General features: G+C 71.8%; 20 protein-coding genes. 10 read left to right on the forward strand and 10 right to left on the reverse strand.

Annotated features, from left to right (window positions below; translation table 11 throughout):
* The first annotated feature begins 59 nt into the window (after window positions 1–59).
* The 5 genes from ACIRSU_RS31710 (at window position 60) to ACIRSU_RS31730 (ending at window position 4,609) form a co-directional block, all read left to right on the forward strand.
* Entirely contained in the window at window positions 60–584 is a 525-nt protein-coding gene (locus ACIRSU_RS31710; RefSeq protein ID WP_403799500.1) for a GNAT family N-acetyltransferase, read from the forward strand.
* Window positions 585–807: 223 nt separating this feature from the next.
* A complete protein-coding gene (locus ACIRSU_RS31715) occupies window positions 808–1,761 on the forward strand; it encodes an SAM-dependent methyltransferase (RefSeq protein WP_403799503.1) in 954 nt (317 codons plus the stop codon).
* Window positions 1,762–1,866: 105 nt separating this feature from the next.
* Window positions 1,867–2,298: a Fur family transcriptional regulator gene (locus tag ACIRSU_RS31720; protein ID WP_403799505.1), complete on the forward strand. Its 432-nt coding sequence runs from the start codon at window positions 1,867–1,869 to the stop codon at window positions 2,296–2,298.
* A gap of 97 nt (window positions 2,299–2,395) precedes the next feature.
* On the forward strand, window positions 2,396–3,430 hold the full coding sequence (locus ACIRSU_RS31725) for a response regulator transcription factor (protein ID WP_403799507.1): 1,035 nt from the start codon (window positions 2,396–2,398) through the stop codon (window positions 3,428–3,430).
* A 123-nt stretch (window positions 3,431–3,553) separates the two neighbouring features.
* On the forward strand, window positions 3,554–4,609 hold the full coding sequence (locus ACIRSU_RS31730; RefSeq protein WP_403799509.1) for a LuxR C-terminal-related transcriptional regulator: 1,056 nt from the start codon (window positions 3,554–3,556) through the stop codon (window positions 4,607–4,609).
* 105 nt (window positions 4,610–4,714) lie between these two features.
* On the opposite strand, the gene ACIRSU_RS31735 is transcribed toward ACIRSU_RS31730, so the two are convergent.
* The 6 genes from ACIRSU_RS31735 to asnB form a co-directional block, all read right to left on the reverse strand.
* Window positions 4,715–4,912, reverse strand: a complete 198-nt coding sequence (locus ACIRSU_RS31735; protein WP_403799511.1) for a hypothetical protein — start codon at window positions 4,910–4,912, stop codon at window positions 4,715–4,717.
* Between the two features lie 221 nt (window positions 4,913–5,133).
* A complete protein-coding gene (mshA, locus tag ACIRSU_RS31740; RefSeq protein WP_403800082.1) occupies window positions 5,134–6,444 on the reverse strand; it encodes a D-inositol-3-phosphate glycosyltransferase in 1,311 nt (436 codons plus the stop codon).
* Between the two features lie 199 nt (window positions 6,445–6,643).
* Window positions 6,644–8,209: a class I tRNA ligase family protein gene (locus ACIRSU_RS31745; protein ID WP_403799513.1), complete on the reverse strand. Its 1,566-nt coding sequence runs from the start codon at window positions 8,207–8,209 to the stop codon at window positions 6,644–6,646.
* A gap of 62 nt (window positions 8,210–8,271) precedes the next feature.
* The gene (locus tag ACIRSU_RS31750; protein ID WP_403799515.1) at window positions 8,272–9,018 is read right to left on the reverse strand and encodes an SDR family oxidoreductase; all 747 of its coding nucleotides are present in this window, start codon (window positions 9,016–9,018) and stop codon (window positions 8,272–8,274) included.
* Window positions 9,019–9,121: 103 nt separating this feature from the next.
* Window positions 9,122–10,036: a hypothetical protein gene (locus tag ACIRSU_RS31755; RefSeq protein ID WP_403799518.1), complete on the reverse strand. Its 915-nt coding sequence runs from the start codon at window positions 10,034–10,036 to the stop codon at window positions 9,122–9,124.
* A 199-nt stretch (window positions 10,037–10,235) separates the two neighbouring features.
* Entirely contained in the window at window positions 10,236–12,062 is a 1,827-nt protein-coding gene (asnB, locus tag ACIRSU_RS31760) for an asparagine synthase (glutamine-hydrolyzing) (protein ID WP_403799521.1), read from the reverse strand.
* 179 nt (window positions 12,063–12,241) lie between these two features.
* On the opposite strand from asnB, the gene ACIRSU_RS31765 reads away from it, so the two are divergent.
* The 3 genes from ACIRSU_RS31765 (at window position 12,242) to ACIRSU_RS31775 (ending at window position 14,479) form a co-directional block, all read left to right on the forward strand.
* Window positions 12,242–12,982: a PIG-L deacetylase family protein gene (locus ACIRSU_RS31765; RefSeq protein WP_403799524.1), complete on the forward strand. Its 741-nt coding sequence runs from the start codon at window positions 12,242–12,244 to the stop codon at window positions 12,980–12,982.
* Window positions 12,983–13,104: 122 nt separating this feature from the next.
* Window positions 13,105–13,755: a hypothetical protein gene (locus ACIRSU_RS31770; protein WP_403799527.1), complete on the forward strand. Its 651-nt coding sequence runs from the start codon at window positions 13,105–13,107 to the stop codon at window positions 13,753–13,755.
* A 193-nt stretch (window positions 13,756–13,948) separates the two neighbouring features.
* Complete coding sequence (locus ACIRSU_RS31775) at window positions 13,949–14,479, forward strand: RICIN domain-containing protein (RefSeq protein ID WP_403799529.1); 531 nt, start codon at window positions 13,949–13,951, stop codon at window positions 14,477–14,479.
* 172 nt (window positions 14,480–14,651) lie between these two features.
* Here the strand turns inward: ACIRSU_RS31775 and ACIRSU_RS31780 are convergent, their stop codons facing one another.
* Complete coding sequence (locus ACIRSU_RS31780) at window positions 14,652–15,047, reverse strand: ATP-binding protein (RefSeq protein ID WP_403799532.1); 396 nt, start codon at window positions 15,045–15,047, stop codon at window positions 14,652–14,654.
* Complete coding sequence (locus ACIRSU_RS31785; RefSeq protein ID WP_403799535.1) at window positions 15,047–15,256, reverse strand: hypothetical protein; 210 nt, start codon at window positions 15,254–15,256, stop codon at window positions 15,047–15,049. Before ACIRSU_RS31785 ends, ACIRSU_RS31780 begins: the two co-directional genes overlap by 1 nt.
* Before the next feature lie 115 nt (window positions 15,257–15,371).
* On the opposite strand from ACIRSU_RS31785, the gene ACIRSU_RS31790 reads away from it, so the two are divergent.
* Window positions 15,372–16,223: a helix-turn-helix domain-containing protein gene (locus ACIRSU_RS31790; protein ID WP_403799537.1), complete on the forward strand. Its 852-nt coding sequence runs from the start codon at window positions 15,372–15,374 to the stop codon at window positions 16,221–16,223.
* Window positions 16,204–16,407 carry a DUF397 domain-containing protein gene (locus ACIRSU_RS31795; protein WP_403799539.1) on the forward strand — a complete coding sequence of 68 codons (204 nt, stop codon included), beginning with the start codon at window positions 16,204–16,206 and terminating at the stop codon, window positions 16,405–16,407. Before ACIRSU_RS31790 ends, ACIRSU_RS31795 begins: the two co-directional genes overlap by 20 nt.
* 29 nt (window positions 16,408–16,436) lie before the next feature.
* Here ACIRSU_RS31795 and ACIRSU_RS31800 read toward each other — a convergent pair whose 3' ends face one another.
* Both ACIRSU_RS31800 and ACIRSU_RS31805 read right to left on the reverse strand, forming a co-directional pair.
* On the reverse strand, window positions 16,437–16,727 hold the full coding sequence (locus ACIRSU_RS31800; protein ID WP_403799542.1) for a hypothetical protein: 291 nt from the start codon (window positions 16,725–16,727) through the stop codon (window positions 16,437–16,439).
* 189 nt (window positions 16,728–16,916) lie between these two features.
* On the reverse strand, window positions 16,917–17,102 hold the full coding sequence (locus tag ACIRSU_RS31805) for a hypothetical protein (protein WP_403799545.1): 186 nt from the start codon (window positions 17,100–17,102) through the stop codon (window positions 16,917–16,919).
* Between the last annotated feature and the right edge of the window lie 303 nt (window positions 17,103–17,405).

Raw genomic sequence — 17,405 nt, forward strand, 5'->3', positions numbered from 1 at the left:
ATTCCCGGCTATTGTGGGTACGTTGGCGTTCAGCTCGACACGTCGAAGGGTACTGACCAATGCAGCTGGCTGACGTGCGGGCGGCGGAAGCCGCGGACGCGACGACGATATCCAGGCTGTTGGCCGAAGCCATTCGGGACAGCTATTCGGAAATACTCGGCGAAATCCCCACCCGACGTCTCGTCTCCACGCAATGCGCACTTCCCCGTATCCGCGCGGAAATTGAAATTCCCGGCGGCGCCCCCGGCTGGCTCGGATGGCTGGTCGCCACCGGACCGGACGGCGCCCTGATCGGCGTGGCCGCGGGCGGCGTGCCCGTACCGGGCGAGGGCGAGCTGTACGCGCTCGCCGTGTGCCCGGACTCGCGGCGCGGCGGCGTCGGATCGGCGCTGCTCGAAGCGGCGAGCAAGCGGATGCGGGCGTTCGGCGCGACCGAGCAGCGGGTGACGCTGCCGGCGGACCGGGATCCGTCCCTGTCCTTCTACGAGCACGTGGGCTTCGCCCCGCTCGCCCCTCTCGCCCCGTCGGCCACGAGGGCCGCGACGGCCCCGCCGACCGGAACCCGGCTGAACCGCCCCCTCTGAGTCGCCCCCCTCTCCACCGCCTCCCTTTCAGAGCGGCGCCTCCTCGCACATCCCTCCCCCGAACACCCGAGCGTGGCAGACACACGCCATCGCGTGTTCACGCCCCCGGATCCGCTGGAACCGGCCATCCGCCGCAGGTCAGGATGGAGCACAGCGGCGCGGACCCGGCGGCACGGGCTCCTCGCCCTCGGACGGCACGGACCGGCGAGCCCCTGGAGGAGCGATGCACACACCGAGCGGCACTTCCCTGCCCGTCGTGCCCGCAGCGCTCGCGCCGGTCCTGCCGTCCCGATACGAGCGGGCCCACCCACGAGGGCCGCACCAGCCCCACCACCCCCACCGGCCGGAGTTCCCCGGCCCGCTCGAACCGCCCGCCCCCGGCGCCGGCATCCGGCTCACGTCCGACTCCCTTCCCGGACTCGAGACGGTCTCGCCCGGCGACGAGGACTCGGTCTGGCTGCACGACGCGCTCCTCGGCCCGCACAGCGCCGACATCGTCCGGTACCTCTCCCTCGCCCGGTCCACCGGCGGCCCCGTTCTCGATCTCGGCTCCGGCGCCGGACGGCTCGCCGTCCCCTTCGCCCGGCACGGCTTCGCCGTGGAGGCCGTGGACCGGGACGGCCCCGCCCTGGAACGCCTCGAGAACTGGGCCCGGCGAATCGGTCCGCAGGTCGCCGGGCTGATCGTGACCACCCGGGCCGACCTCACCGAGCTGCGGCTCGACGGCGACTACCGGCTCGCGCTGCTCGCGGGCGCGATGGTCTCCGCCGTACCGCCGCAGGCGCGGCCCCGGCTGCTGCGCGAGATCGCCTCGCACCTGGGGGCGGGCGGAGCGCTGGCGCTCGACTACACCTCGCACCTGGTGCCGGGGCTGGTCGCCGAACCGCAGCGGACCTGGGCGTTCCAGGTGCCGCGGTTCGACGGTCTCGACGAGTGGGTGGTCGCCCGGCAGGACTTCGACCTGCGCTCGATGCGCGAGCGGATCACGTACTACACGGCCCGCACCGGCAAGCTCTCCACCGAGCGGGTGGTGCTCACCACCGACAAGTGGATCGTGGACGGCGAGCTGCTCGCGGCCGAGCTGCACTCCGCCGGCCTGCACATCGAGGGCCGCCGCCGGCACCGGATCGACGAGCGGACCGAGAGCGTGCTGCTCGTATGCCGGACGGACGACTGAGACGGCCGGCACGGGCCACTGACGGCCGGGACGGCCAAGAGGTACGATGCCCACAAAAGTTTGGGCCGACCAGGTGGCGGGTGGCGGGCGGAGAAGATGGCAGTCGTGGAAGAGCTGACGGGCCGCGAGGCGGTGATCCAGCGCCTGCGTGACGTCGGCCTGCGGGTCACCGGTCCGCGCCTCGAGGTGCTCACGGTGCTCGCCGCCGGCGGCCATCTCGACGTCGAGGCGATCACCGCCACCGCCCGCGAGCGGCTCGGCACGCTCACCAGCCAGGCCGTCTACGAGATGCTGCGGCACTTCCAGGAGACCGGCCTGGTCAGCAAGTTCGACCGGCCCGGCCTGCCGGCCGTCTTCGAGATCGCCGGCCCGCCCCACCAGCACGCCCTGTGCCTGCACTGCGGCCGCGTGGAGAACGTGTCCGCGACCGCCCCCGCCCCGCCCGCCGGCAGTCTGCCGAAGTGGCGCGTGAGCGACGCCGAGGTGGTCTTCAAGGGCCTGTGCCCCGACTGCGACGAAGAGCCCCCCGCGCGCTGAAAGAACGTGAACACCGTGCGACGCGTTCGAATTTGTGGCAGGGTCTAGCGGGGCGTTTCAACAGGATCCGCGCGATCCGAGGGGAGTCTGCTGCGCCGTGTCCAAAAACGCCGTCGGAGCACGTACGGGAAGCGAGCAGGCTCTCGCCCTCTACCAGGAACTCCGCAGTACCCCGGGCGAGCCCTTCGACAAGGTCGCCGAGCGGATCGAGCTGACCGGCGCCGAACGGGACCGCTGCCGCCAGGAGTTGCTCTCCCTCGGTCTGGTCGAGCCGGCCCCGGCCGCCACGGACGACGCCGCGGATTCCGTCGTCGCCCCCGATGTCGCCCTCCTCCGTCTCCTCCAGCACGAACGCGACCGCCTGGAGAGCCGGCTGGCCGAGACCAGCCGGGCCCACACCGCGCTCGAAACGCTCGCCGGACCGTTCCTGCGGGCCGGCATGGAGCCCGGCTCCGAGGTCGAGGTCGAGATCGTCGACGACCCGGCCCGCATCCGGCGCGAGCTGTCGGACCTGACGCACTCCGTGCGCGGCTCCTTCCAGTCGATGCTGACCGGCTCCGTACGGCGCGAGGAGATGGCCCTCGAACTGGACCGGGACCGGGACCACATCGAACGCGGTGTCTCCGTCCAGGCCATGTACAGCCACCGGGTCGGCCAGGTGCCCGAGATGGTGCAGCACCTGGCCGAGCGGAGCGCGCTCGGCGTGGAGATCCGGCTCTCCCCCGTCGTCCCGATGAACATGGTCCTCGCCGACGAGAACTTCGCGCTGCTGCCGACCGACCCGCGCGACCCGGACTCCGCCACGATCCTGGCCCGTGGCCCGGGCCTGGTGCGCTCCTACCGGGCCCTGTACGAGTACTGCTGGTCCGGGGCCACCCCGTACGGCCACGAGGAGTCCGCCGAGAACGGCGGCGACGGCCTCACCGAGCAGCAGCGGGCCGCGCTGCGCATGCTGGCCTCCGGGGTGAAGGACGAGCAGGTGGCCCGCAACCTCGGCGTCTCCCTGCGCACGGTCAGCCGGCTGATCTCCGAGGTCATGCACGAACTGGACGCCGCCAGCCGCTTCGAGGCGGGCGTGAAGGCGGCCCGGCTCGGGCTGCTCGACGGCGAGTCGTACGAGCAGGCGACCTAGGACGCGAACCGACTCCTCGCGCCGGGAACTTGTGCGGGGAGCCCGTACGTGGAACACGTGGATCACGCACGGCGAGCAGGCGCGGGGAGCGGGTCGAGCACGAGGAGAAGGGGGAGCCTGACCGTGAGTACGGCGGGTGGCGTGACGGGGGACGGCCGGATCCATGGTCAGCTGGTGGCCCTCTACCAGGAGCTGCGCAGAAGAGGCGTCTCGAACTTCCCCGAGGTGGCGGCCGAGTTAGGTCTCCGGCCGGAAGAGCACGAGCGATGTCGGGCCGAACTGATCACCCTCGGTCTGATCGTGCCCACCACCAGCACCCACGCCTCCAGCGCCGATCTGAGCAGGGCCGGCTGGCGGCCGGAGGCGGACGCGGTCGCCTCCGTCGACCCCGAGATCGCGCTGCTGCGGATCCTGGACCGCGAGCGGGCCCTGCTGCGCGAGTACCTGGCCGAGGCCGACCAGGCGTACAGCACCCTGGAGACGCTGGCCGGCACCTTCCTGCGGCCCGGTTCGCTCACGAGTTCCCAGATCGCGGTGGAGGCGATCACCGACTACCGGCGCATCCAGCAGGCCCTGGAGGACATCGTCGACGTCACCCAGGAGACGTCCTGCTCGATGTACCCGACGGGACCGGCCAAGCAGGTGCCGGAGCGGATCTTCGAGCGCGACCGCCGGAAGCTGGACCAGGGCGTGCGGATCCGCGCCATCTACCGCAACCAGGACGCCGCCCGGCCGGAGGCCGCCGAGGTCCTGAACCGCCGCGCCGAACTGGGCGTGGAGGTCCGCATCGCGCCCGAACTCCCCATGACCATGGTCATCGTGGACGAGCAGTACGCCCTGGTCCCGCTGCGCCCGGAGGCGCCGGCCGAGGGCGCCGTCCTGGCCAGCGGCCCGCTCCTGGTCCGCTCGTTCCTGAGCCTGTACGAGCACTGCTGGCACACGGCCACACCGTTCGGGGACGACATCGCGCCCGAACGCGGCGGCGACGGCCTCTCGGACCAGCAGCGGGCCGCGCTGCAGATGCTCGCGGGCGGCATGAAGGACGAGAAGATCGCCCGGAACCTGGGGGTCTCGCTGCGCACGGTGAGCCGGATGCTCTCGGAGCTGATGCAGGAATTGGGCGCGACGAGCCGGTTCGAGGCGGGAGTGCGCGCGGTGCGCCTGGGATGGATCGACTGAGCTGCGCCCGGCGCAGGCTCCGGACAATGACGAAAAGAAAGTCCCCGCAATCGTGGCAGCGATGACGGGGACTTTCTTCTGGAATCAAATGCGAGGAACTTAAGGTCAGTTGGTGGTCGGCGAGGCCGTCGGCGCCGGGCCCGGCCAGTCGACGGCCGTACCCGCGTGCTGCTCCAGCTGCGCCGGCTCCTTGTCCGGAGCGGCGGCCACGGCCGCGCCACCTGCGACGGCCAGACAGGCCACGAGCGCGAGGGCGAGCTGGCGCACCGCCCGGCGAATTCCGGAGTTCTGCTCAGCGGACATGATTCCTCCAGGAGTTGGAATATCGATTCCGTCTTCTTTCGGGGGCCCGTGCCGCCGGGCTGTTCCCTGAAGACATCTCTATTCTGTCCGGGCCCCTGGAGTGAATCCATAGATTGTCGATGCGTGGACCTGCCATGGCGTGTGTGCGTCAATCCGCCGCCACGGGAACGGAATTGTCCGATCCAGGCCGTCTCTAACCTTTGGTCGAACCAAAAGAGGTGCTAGACTCGTGCTACGGCCTTCTCGTTCCTCCAGGAGAGAGAGGCCGCCGGGGCAGGGGCGTGCCGCCGCCCTTGCCCCACCCGTGCGCCCGCAGCCGACGTCGCCCGCACCCGGCTCGCCAGCGCGTCCTCGTACACGTCGATCGTCCGCGTCGCGGAAGCCCGCCAGCTCATCCCCCGCGCGTGCCGGACCGCCGCCTCCCCCATCGAGACCCGTACCTCCGGGTGCCGGGCCAGCCACAGCAACCTGCGGGCGTACTCCACCGGATCGTGGCCCTGCACGAGGAGCCCCGTCACCCCGTCCCGCACCGCCGTCGGCAGCCCGCCGACCGCCGCCGCGAGCACCGGCGTGCCGCACGCCTGCGCCTCCACCGCCACCAGGCCGAACGACTCCGAGCGCGAGGGCACCACCAGCACGTCCGCCGCCCGGTACCAGTCGGCGAGCCGCTCCTGCGGCACCGGCGGGCACGGCCTCAGCACGTCCGTCACCGCGAGCTCCGCGGCCAGCTGCCAGGCGGAGCCCTCCCGGGTCGCGCCCGAGTGCCCGCCGATCACCGGGACGAGCAGCCGCCGGCGCAGCTCCGGCGCCATCCGCAGCAGCTCGGCGACCGCCCGGACGAGCACGTCCGGGCCCTTCAGGGGCTGGATCCGCCCCGCGTACAACGGGATGAAGGCGTCCGCCGGCAGCCCGAGCCGGGCCCGCGCCGCCGCCCTGCCCTCGCCCGGCGAGAAGGTGCGCAGCGACACCCCGGGCCGTACGACCTCGGTGCGCGGCGGCTCCGCCCCGTACAGCGTGCGCAGCGCCTCCGCCTCGTCGGCCGTGTTGGCGATGAGCCGGTCGGCGTCGGCGGCGATCCGGTGCTCGCCGCGGATCCGCAGCTCGGGCTCGGGCGTGTCGCCGGCGGCGAGGTGGGCGTTCTTCACCAGGGCGAGGGTGTGCGCGGTGTGCACGAGCGGGGTGCCCCAGCCGAAGGCGGCGATCCGGCCGGCCTGCCCGGACAGCCAGTAGTGCGAGTGGACGACGTCGTAGCGCCGGTCCTCCTTCAGCAGGGCCAGCGAGAACGGCAGGACCAGGTCGGGCATGGCCTCCTTGGGCAGCGCCCGGCGCGGGCCCGCGTGCAGGTGCCGGACCCGGATGCCCGGCTCCAGGTCGACGAGGCCGGGCAGGCCCTCGCCGCGGCAGCGGGTGAACAGGTCGACTTCGACGCCCTGTTCGGCGAGGGCGCGGGAGAGCTCGACCATGTAGACGTTCATCCCGCCGGCGTCCCCGGTTCCGGGCTGGTGGAGCGGCGAGGTGTGGACGCTGAGCATGGCGACGCGCAGGGACACGGGGGACTCCTGTGGGGTGGGCCACGTGTCCCTGCGCGTGGCGCGCGGTCACGCGGCAGGGGTGGGTGCCGGGCTGCGTGGAGCGGGTATCGCGGTGGGGATCCTCGAAGGACGCGTAGGAAGTACACGAAGTACGCGACTTCTTAGGGGCTTAGAAGTAAGGGGCTGGGTGAGCGGCGGTTCAGAAGCCGAAGACCGGACCGGACGGCGGCGCGAGCCGGGTGCCCGGCAGCGGAGCGATCAGTGCCGACCAGTCGACGGCACGGCCCGGCTCCACCTGGAGCGCCGCCGCGAGCCGGTCCGCGCCCTCCGGCATCACCGGCCGCGCCCACGCCGACAGGGCGGAGGCGACCGCCAACTGCGCGGCCAGGGCGGGGAGATGACGGCAGGAGGTGGTGGGCCGGCAGCGTTCGTGGGCGTTGACATAGCCGAAGTCGGCGACCGAGCGGACCATCTCGTCGAGCACGGCGACCGCCCGGCGCGGGTCGAAGGCGTCGGGGCCGTACGCCTCGCGCAGGTCGTCCACGCCCCGGTGCAGCCGGCGCTCCAGGACCGCCCAGCCGGTGCCGCCGGGCATCGCCTGCGGCGCCAGCCCGTCGCACTCCTCGCGGACGGCCGAGAAGAGCCGGCCGAGCCAGGCGTTCCAGTTCTCGTCGAGCTCCAGGCGCGCGGCGGCGAGCCGGTCGCGCTGGTGGACGGTCCTGCGGCCGGTCGGCCGGGTCTGCAGCACGTGCCGGCGCAGGGTGTCGGAGCCGTACTCGGTCAGCAGGTCGAGCGCCCACACGTTGCCCTCGCGGACGCCCTCCTCCACCACGTACGACTCGTTGACGTTGAACTCCTGCGGCAGCTTGATGTCCTGCGCGAGCAGCAGCACCGGCAGCAGCACGGCATGGCAGAAGGCGTGCCCGAAACCGCAGAAGTGGATCGTGCGGCGGGGCAGCGGGCCCTTGGTGTCGTAGCCGAACAGGTGCATCGCCGCCGCCTCGAAGCAGGCGTCGATCCGGTGGTCGGGGAAGCCCTCGACCGGCACCTCCAGGCCCCACTCCGCCGGGTGGCCGACCGCGATGTCCGGCAGCCCGTCCTCCACCAGCGACTCGCACAACGCGGCGAGCCGCGGCGGCAGTTCGGCCATCGCCCAGTAGTCGGACAGCTGGTCGCGGAACGGCTCCAGGGGTACGTAGAGCCGGCGGCAGCGCTTGGCGACGGCCGGCGTGTCGCAGAGCGAGCAGCGCGGCGAGATCAGGTCGCCGCCGTCGTTCGGGCGGGCGCACTCGTGGCACATGCCGCCGTCGCTCAGCGCGCCGCAGTGCGGGCAGGAGCCGGTGACGTGCGCCCCGTACAGCCAGCGCTCGCACGGTTCGCAGTACGGCAGCAGGCGGGTGCGCGGGGCGACGACCCCCTGCGCGTACAGGCGGCTGAACAGCTCCTGCACCCAGCGCCCGTACCCGCGGTCCTTGCGCGGCCTGACGATGTGGTCGAACTCGACGCCCGAACGCAGCCAGTCCGCGGTGATCGCCGCGCGGTAGCCCTCGGCGACCTCCTCCGGCTTGCGGCCCAGACGCCGCGCTCTGACCTCGACGGAGCTGGCGTGGTCGGCGGTACCGGTCGTGAAGCGGACGGGCTCGCCCTCGGCGCGCAGGAAGCGGGTGAGGACGTCGGCCGCGACGTACGGGCCCGCCAGGTGGCCGATGTGGAGTTCGCCGTGGGTGGCCGGAGGGGTCGCGGTGATCCAGACGGGCGTGTTCATGGGACCTCCTTGACGCTGTCGTGCGGTGCGCTCAGCGGAATGGGTCAGCCGGGTCGGCGTGATCAGCGGGGTTCGAAGTGGAAGGAGCGGATGAAGCAGTCGCGCGGCTGCTCGACGGCGTAGACGATGCACTCGAAGAGCGCCTGCGTCGTCAGCTTCTCGTCGGGGGCCACGCCGTCCGGGTTCGCGCCGTCCCACTCGGCGAACCGCGGGTCGGAGGTGGAGAAGTCCGGCGGGTAGAGCGAGAACACCCGAACGCCGGACGGCCGGAGGCGGCGCGACAGGATGTCGGCGAAGCCGGCCTGGGCGGACTTCGCCGCCCAGAACGCCTCGTGCGCGGCGCCGGCGGCGGCCGCCGAGGCGCCCTCCGCGTCGCGGACCGCGACCATGTTGACGATGTCGGGCCGGAGGGAGTGGCGCAGCAGCGGCAGGAAGTGCTTCACCATCAGGACGGTGCCGCCGGCCGTCGACTCGATCGTCTCCACGATCTGGTCGTCGCTCGCCGCCTCCAGGTCCATCCCGTCCAGCCACCGGGCCCCGTTGTTCACCAGCAGGTCCACCCGGTCCGTCCGCTCGCCCACCCGGGCCGCGAACTCCCGGATCTCGGCGGGCCGGCTCAGGTCGCAGCCGAACGCGTGAATGCGGTCCCGGGCCGCCCCCATGACCTCCGAGCGGGTCCGCTCCGCGGCCTCGACGGTACGTGCCGAGACATAGACCTCCGCCCCGAGATGCGCGAATCCGACGGCGAGCGCGCGGCCGAAATAGCGGGATGCCCCGGTCACGACGACACGCAGATTCTCGAATTTCATGTGCGTCTGCTCTCCCCACGGATGCGGATGGGATGCCGGCTGGCGGTCGTATTTCAGCGTGGCAGAGGAGACGGGGCGATCGCCCGGCCGGAGGGGTGCGCGTTCACGCCGTTGCGTGGATACGCCACGGGAGCCGGATCCGGTCGAGGACGCGGGCCCGCTTGTCGTGGACGCGGACGCGGTCCGGGGCGGTGGAGGTGGTGACCGTCCCGCCCGGTGTCTCGATGGTGGTGACCGGCCCCGGGACGACGGTCCCCTCGATCGCCCCGGCCGCGGCGAGCGCGGCGGCCCCGGTGAGCGCGAGCCGCGGATGCCATCCGCCGACCGTGAGGGCACGAACGGCGATGCCGCCGTGGGGTGTTGGGGTGAAGGCGGCGATCTTCGGGAGCGGCGAGTGCGGCGCGTGTCCGAGGGTGGGTGCAACGCGGGCGCGGAGTGCGAGGAGGCGTCGTTCGAGGTCCGCGCCCCGGTCGTCCGGAGGGAGATGCCGTAGGTCCACGAAGACGTACGGGTTGCCGTAGCGCACGACGGACACGGGCACGCCGTCGACGAGGTCGACCGGGCGACCGGTCGGGAGCGTCCCCGGGGCGGTGGGCGCGCGCAGGAAGTCCAGACTGTACGAGTCCCCGTACGGGGTGCACCGGATGACGTCGCCGGTGGTCACCGCGCGCACGGTGACGGGCCGGTGGTGACGGCCGTCGGCGACGACACAGGCGAGCAGCGAATGCCCGCACCCGGTCCGGAAGTCGAAGCGGTTCTCGGGCAGCGCCTGCACGAACCGGTAGTCGAGGTCGACGCCCGGCCGCGTCGAAGCCCCGTACACCGCGATCTTGTTGAGTTCGGCGTACGGGGTACGGGCCGCGAGCGCGTGGCGCACCCGCGCCAACTCGCCGGAGAGGGCGAGGGCGCCGGGCGGCAGCTCGTCGAGCCGGAGGACGAGCGTGGGCCCGGGGGCGTCGTCGGCCCGGACGACGTGGGCGGTGACGTGCGGGCCCGCCGGGGCGGGGCCGCCGCCCACCCCCGTGGGGGCAATCGTCCCGCTGGGGCGATGGGGGTCCCCCCGGACGGAGTCTGGGGGAGGGTGGGCACACGGGACGGCGCGCTCGGCGGCGCCTCCGCCCCCTGGGCCTGCGTCGCCCACGACGGCGCCGCCCTCGTGCTGGGCGTCACGGCGCGAGGAGCCTGGGCCCGGCAAGGCCCACACGGGGTGGGCCGGTTCAGGCCGCACAGCCCACCGGTATCCGCATGCCCTGCACCACGTCCGTCCACAGCTCGTGCACTGCCAGCGCCCACAGCGTCAGCGCCGCGTGCTGGTTCGGCCGCTCCAGGTGCCGTTTCAGCAGCTTCTGGACCCGGTCCGCGCGCACCTTGCCGCCCAGTACGAGCCGTGCCGGCGACAGCAGTTCCCGCACCGTGTCCAGGAGCGGCCCGCCGGGCGAGATCATCGCCGCGACCGGCAGCGTGAAGGGCTGCTTCGGCCGGTTGAGCACACTCCCCGGCAGCAGCTCCGCGCCCGCCTCGTACAGCGCCCGCTTCCCGTGCCGCGCCGCCACCGGCAGCTCGCGGGCGTGGGTGACCACGGACGGCTGGCAGAAGGGGAGCCGCGCCTCGACGGCCCAGGCCATGGAGAGGTGGTCGACGCGCCGCAGGTGGTACGCGGGCAGCCGCCAGCGCGTCTCGAAGGCGGTCATGACGGTCGTGCGGTCCGTCCCGGCCACCTCCGCCGACCTGAGCTCCTGCTCGATGCGGTCCGCGGCCGACCCCTCGTCGGCGATGAACGCCGCGTACGAGGAGGTGTACAGGTGCTCGCGCAGCAGCCGCGGCGCCGCCGACAGCGCGTCCGCGTAGGCGGAGGCCCAGTCGATCCCGGCCGGCGCCGTGAGCGCGGCCCGCATCCTGTCGTAGCCGCCGAAGAGCTCGTCCGCCCCGTCGCCCGCGAGCGCGACGGTGAAGCCGTTCTCCCGGACGGCCCGGAAGAGCGCGTACGTGGAGAGCGCGATCGGGTCGGCGTTCGGCTGCCCCAGGTGTCGTACCGTCCGGGTCAGCAGCGACGGGATCTCGTCGGGGTCGACGACCACCTCGTGGTGCACCGTCCGCGCCCGGCGTGCGACCGCACGGGCGTACGCGGACTCCGAGCCGGGCCACTTGCCGCGGTACGTGAGGTGGAAGGTGTGCAGCGGCGGCGCGTCCGTCTCCCGCGCGTGCTCGGCCGCGAGCGCCGTGACGAGCCCGGAGTCGAGCCCGCCGCTGGTGATCGCGCACACCGGCGCGTCCGCGGTGGCGAGCCGCCGCACCTCGTGCCGCAGCACGTCCTGGGTGTCGCCGACCGGCCGCGCGGCGGCGGACGCGTGCGGCGCGCGGCGCCGTACGACGGGCGCGCAGCCGGGCCGTACGAGCGCCGTCGCACCGGGTGGCAGGACGCTGATGCCGTCGAGCGCGGTGTGCGTCGAGTAGCTCGTACGGGTCGCGAGGACGGTGTCCAGCGCGTCCTCGCGCGGCGCGATCCGCACCCCCTCGAACGCGAGCAGCGCCGGGATCTCGGACGCGAAGCGGGTCGATCCGTCGTACGGGTCGTGGTGGACGTGGAGCGGCTTCATGCCCATGTCGTCGACGGCGAGGACGAGTTGGGAGCCGCCGCCGGTCCCGCCGGGGCGCAGGTCGAGGACGGCGACGGCGAACATGCCGTCGAGGTGTTCGGCGAAGGCCGGCCCGTACTCCGCGTACAGCGCCGGCAGCAGCGTCCCGTCGCACCGGTCGGGGAAGCGGTGGCCGCGCGCGGCGAGGCGGCGGCGCAGCTCGTCGTGGTTGTAGATCTCGCCGTTGAGCACGGCGAGGATGCCGGGGAGGTGGGGCAGCCGGTACGGCTGCGTGCCGCCGCACGGGTCGGTGACGGCGAGCCGGTCGCAGCCGAGCGACCAGCCGGGGCCGCTGAGCACCTGGTGCTCGTCGGGGCCGCCGTGCCGCTGGCGGGCCGAGACCGCGGCGAGTTCGGCCGGGTCGGGTCGGTCCGCTCCTGCGGCGAACGAGCCGAGGATCCTGCACATGAAGGTCGCCTCCGGATCTCATCCGGCAGTCGCCACTGGTCGCCGCCACTGCCCGCTGTCCACATGTCGCACCCAATGATTTGAATCTACCAACTTTTTGACTGGCGCGTAAGTGCCATGTCCGGTTCACGCCACGACTTGGCCTTGCGACGCTCCCGCCACGCCAAGAGGCTGGCTCCATGGAGGACTTGGACATCGACCCGACCATCCGCAGTGCGCCGGAATCACTGCTGGTGGTGGCGGCGCACCCGGACGACATCGAGTTCTGCGTCAGCGGCACCGTCATGCAGTGGATCGAGCGCGGCACCCAGGTCACGTACTGCATCGTCACGGACGGCGACGCCGGCGGTTACGACCCGATGCTCCCCCGCCAGGCCATGGCGGACCTGCGCCGCGCCGAGCAGATGCACTCGGCGAAGCTCAGCGGCGTCGTCGACGTCGTCTTCCTCGGCTACCCCGACAGCTTCGTCGAGGCGAGCGTCGACCTGCGCCGCGACCTGTGCCGGATCATCCGCCAGGTCCGCCCGCAGCGCGTGATCATCCCCTCCCCCGAGATCAACTGGGCGCGCGTCGCCGACCTCCACCCCGACCACCGCGCCGTCGGCGACGCCTGCCTGCGCGCGATCTACCCCGAGGCCCGCAACCCCTTCGCTCACCCGGAGCTGTTGAAGCAGGAGGGCCTGGAGCCCTGGATCGTCCACGAGCTGTGGCTGATGACGGGCCCGACCCCGAACCAGTACGTCGACGTCACCCCAGTCTTCGACCGCAAGGTCGAGGCGCTGCGCATCCACACCTCCCAGACCGCCCACTTCGACGACCTGGCCGGCCTGCTGCGGGACTGGCTGAGCGAACACGCGAGGGCGGGCGGCCTGCCGCCGGGCCGGATGGCGGAGGCGTTCCAGATCGTGCACATCGACTGAGCGGCTGGGCTGTTGGGGTGGGCGTCGGTCCCCATACGCCTGTGATCGGTTTGGGCCGTCCGGAGCGCCGGAATCCTCCCCTCCGGGGGATCTTGTTCTCCGTCCGGAAGGGAATCGATGCCATGAAGGGCATCACTCAGAGGGTCCTGGTGCTCACCTCCGCCGCGCTGACGGCGGCCGCCGTCAGCGTTGCCCCGGCGCCCCTCGCCCAGGCTCGCGCCGAAGCCCTCGACATGCAGCTCGGCATCCAGTTCAACCCCGACGGCAACCCCGGCCAGTGCGGAGGAAGAACGGGCGAGCAGTGGAAGTACAGCGCGACCCCGACCGACGTGATCCGCTTCGACACCGACTCCCGAGCCGGCGGCTGTCAGCTCGCGTTCGGCATCTACGACCCGGAGAACGAACTGCCCGGCCTGATCGCCACCTACACCTTCAGGTCCACCCCCGGCGGCGACCCCGCCCAGTGCGGAAACCAGGGCACCCACCGGATCCCGGTCAGTACGACGTCCCGCACCTTCGGCCCCGTCATCCGGATCGACACCGACAACCGGCAGGGCGGCTGCGATCTCACGTTCGCCCTTTCGACTCCTCGCGGCGAGAGCATCGGCGTCAACTACACCTCGGACGGCGACCGCGCCCAGTGCGGAAACGCCCTCCCGCCCTCGGACGGCAGCTTCAGCCCCGTGGACAACGACCGCGAATACACCCTCCGCATCGACACCGACGACCGGCCCGGCGGTTGCCGACTCCGCCTCCGACTGGACGTCCTCTAGACCAACGGCTCGTTCGTGGGGCCGTCGAAGGAGCCGGGCCTCCCCAGCTCACACCACACGCGGCGGTCAAGGCGGCGGGCTGACCGCGCGCTTTTCTCCAAGACCCCGCGCAGCAACCCTGGTTACGGTCCTCGGTCGTGCCGCCCGCAGTCGGCCCGCGGCACGATCGAGTGATGAAACGACAGGGGGATTCGTGCGAGCGAATCGAGTGAAGCTCATCGGCGGCATCGCGGCGACGGCCGGCGTGCTGCTCAGCCTGGTGTCGACGACACCCGCCTCGGCGGAGGTCTACGGCAGCAGGATCAAGAACGCGAACAGCGGTTGGTGCCTGGAGGTCGCGGACTGGAGCCTGGACAACGGCGCAGCCGTACGGCAGTGGGGCTGCACGGGCGGCGCCAACCAGGTCTGGAAGATCTCGAAGGTCGACGCGTACTACTCGCAGATCATCAACGCGAACAGCGGCAAGTGCCTGGAGGCGGCCGACTGGGGGACCGGCAACGGCACGCAGGTGCGCCAGTGGGCCTGCACCGGCGGCGCCAACCAGCTGTGGCGCGTGCCCACGTCGTACAGCATCAACGACCCGGCGCAGGAGATCACCAACGGCAACGCGTGGAACAAGTGCCTGGAGATCGGCGGCTGGTCGACGGAGTGGGGCGCGAACGCCAACCTGTGGGACTGCGGCGGCGGCCAGGCCAACCAGAAGTGGAACTACTTCACGGGCTGATCCTGGCTGATCCCACGGCCTGAAACCCGTGCCTCGTCCCTCTGCGCCTGACGGCGCGGAGGGACTTTTCACGGCCGGGCTACACCCGAGGCGCTCGCCGACTACCGCCGGACGACGCTCCGACGGGCGCGGGGCGCCAGGCCGGCCACCCTGGGCCCAGCACCAGCCGACATCAACAGGTTCCTGCAGAGGCTCCGCCAGGCGCCACGCCCCCCGCTCCCGCGCCCTGCAGCTCGCACCACACCGTCTTGCCGTACAGGCTCTGCTCCACACCCCACCGCACGGCCACCGCCTCCACGATCCCGAGCCCGCGCCCCGACTCGGCCCCGTCCGCGACCTCGCGCAACACGGGCCAGACGCGGGGGTCCGGGTCGGTCACCCCGACCCGTAAGCGACCGCCGTGCGCGGCGGTGATCCGTACGGTGACCGGCGTCGCCTCCCCCACGTGCCGGATGACGTTCGTCAGCAGCTCGCTCACGCAGAGGCGGAGATCGTCCCCGTCGACCATCGCCCGGACTTCCGGCACCACCTTCGGCAGCGCGAGCAGTTCGAGCGTCAGGGGAAGCATCACCCGCAGGCCGCCTTGCGGAGTACGTCGGTGAGCTGGCGCGCAATCGCCACCGTGCAGTTGCCGAGCGCGACGAGCGGCGGGCGGATGTGCGTACCGGCAAGGGTGACCGGGTCCACGCCGAGGGACGGCAGTGTGATCCCGTGAGCTGCGAGCGCCTCGCGCAGAGCATGGACGTCCGGCCGGATGTCGTCGTTCGTGTCGGTCATGGGGAAGGTCACCTTTCGTTGCTGGGTGTGACGAACCCCTCACACGCTGCCGCCCGGCGCCCTACCGTGGAAGGGTTTCCCGCTCCACGAAGCAAGGTGCGAAAGGCGGTCAACGGTGGCTGCGCGCAAGGACATCGACGGCTCGGCGAGCGTGCCGCAGTTCTACGGAAAGGAACTGCGGTTCAAGAGGGAGGAGGCGGGCCTGACGCTGGAGGGGCTGGTCGAGGGCAGCTTCTACGGGGCGACGTACCTGAGCGAGATCGAGCACGGGAAGCGGACCATTCCGCTGGACCTGGCGAGGCACGTGGACCGACTGCTGACGACGGACGGCTTCTTCGAGCGGTGCTGCGAGGACGTCCGCAAGGCGAAGCAGGGCGCGCATGCGGCATACTTCGCGCCGATCGCCGAGGCGGAGAAGCGCGCGCTGGTGATCGAGGAATGGTGCAACGTCCTCATCCCGGGCCTGCTCCAGACCGCCAAATACGCGCGGGCGGTGATCCGCTCCACGCACCCACGGGACACTCCGGAGGAGGCCCAGACGAAGATCGACGCCCGACTGAAGCGGGCCAAACTCTTCGAGGGCCCGAAGCGGCCCGAGTACTGGGTGATCCTCCACGAGTCGCTCGTGCGCAATTCCACGCTGCCGACTGTGGAGATGGCCGACCAGCTCGACCACATCGCCGACCTCGTGAGGCGCGGCTGCGTCACTGTGCAGACCCTCCCGTGGAACGGGCCAACGCGCCCCTTCATGGCCCTGCCGTTCAAGTTCCTGGAGTTCCCGGATGAACCGCCGCTGATGTACACGGAGGGCCCGTACCACGGTCAGACCATCGACGATCCGACCCTCGTGAAGCAGTACTGCAAGGCATACGATCGGCTGAGGGCCGCCGCCTTGCCGCCGGAGGCGTCCCTGGCCCTGATCGAACAAGCGGCTGAGGACTACCGACATGGCAAGCAACGCCCTTGATCTGACCGCTGCCGTCTGGCGGAAGAGCAGCTACAGCAACGGCGACGGCGGCGACTGTGTCGAAGTGGCCGACCACGTCCCCGGCCTCGTCCCCGTCCGGGACTCGACGCGCCCCACCGGCCCCGTCCTCCTCCTCGCCGCCACCGCCTGGGCGCCCTTCATCGCCACCCTCAAGGCGAACTGAAACCGGTCTCCGCAGCGCGGTTCAGCCGCTCAGCCGTTCAGGGCGTTGTTCACCAAGCCGGCGCAGACGAAGAAGACGACGGCCGCCGCGACCGTGACGCCCAGCATGGCCACGGCCTTGACGGCGTTCGGCAGCGCGGACTTGGCGATCTTCACGTTGGCGACCATGCCTGCGGCGCCCACCGCGCCGCCGATAGCTCCGCCTATGAAGAGCAGTGCCAGCGGGAGAACGGCGAGGGCTTTCTGCCAGGAGGTGATCCCGTCGAGGAGCTTCTTCTTGGCGGGCGGTTCGAGGGGGCCGAGCTGCGGTACCTGAGACATGCCTGTTCCTTCCGGCGAGCCATGTGCGCGCGGTCGAAACCGAGGTGAGGACCGCGGGGATGACGCGCCCGAGTAGAGCGTGCCCGCGGACCGATCTCGTTGGGCTGGCGGGATCCTAACCGGACCGACGGCATCCGGTGAATGCCCGGCACCGACCCCGATCCGGCCACCCATCACTGGCGCTGGCGCTCACCAGTCCACCAGGTCCGCGAAGCCGCGCCCCGCCCAGTCCGCGAAGGTCGCGGGGCTGCCGCCGAGTCTCATCGGGAGGAGGAGGTCGCAGGTGGCGCGGGCGTCGAACCACATCTCGCCGCGGTGCGGGCCGGTGACGACCAGTAGGGAGCGGAAGCCGCAGCCTCGGCGAGTACTCGTCATGATGCAGTTTGCCGAGCGTGACGAGCAGCTGCCAGACGTTCGTCCCAGCGAGCGTGACGGCGTCCATTCTGAAGACGCAGTGTGATCCTGTGAGCGGCGAGCACCTAGCGCAGAGCATGGAAGTCCTGCCGGATGTCGTCGTTCGTTTGGGCCGCGAGAAAAGTTGCCTCATTGCCGGGCATGACTAACTCCTCACACACTGCAGGCCCGGCGCCATCGACGGCTCGGCGGGCGTCCCGCAGTTCTACGGAAGGACCTGCGGTTTCAGGAGGGATGAGGCAGGCCTGACGCTGGAGGGCCTGG

Source organism: Streptomyces sp. NPDC101160 (assembly GCF_044768205.1).
In the GTDB taxonomy this organism is placed as follows: Bacteria; Actinomycetota; Actinomycetes; order Streptomycetales; family Streptomycetaceae; genus Streptomyces.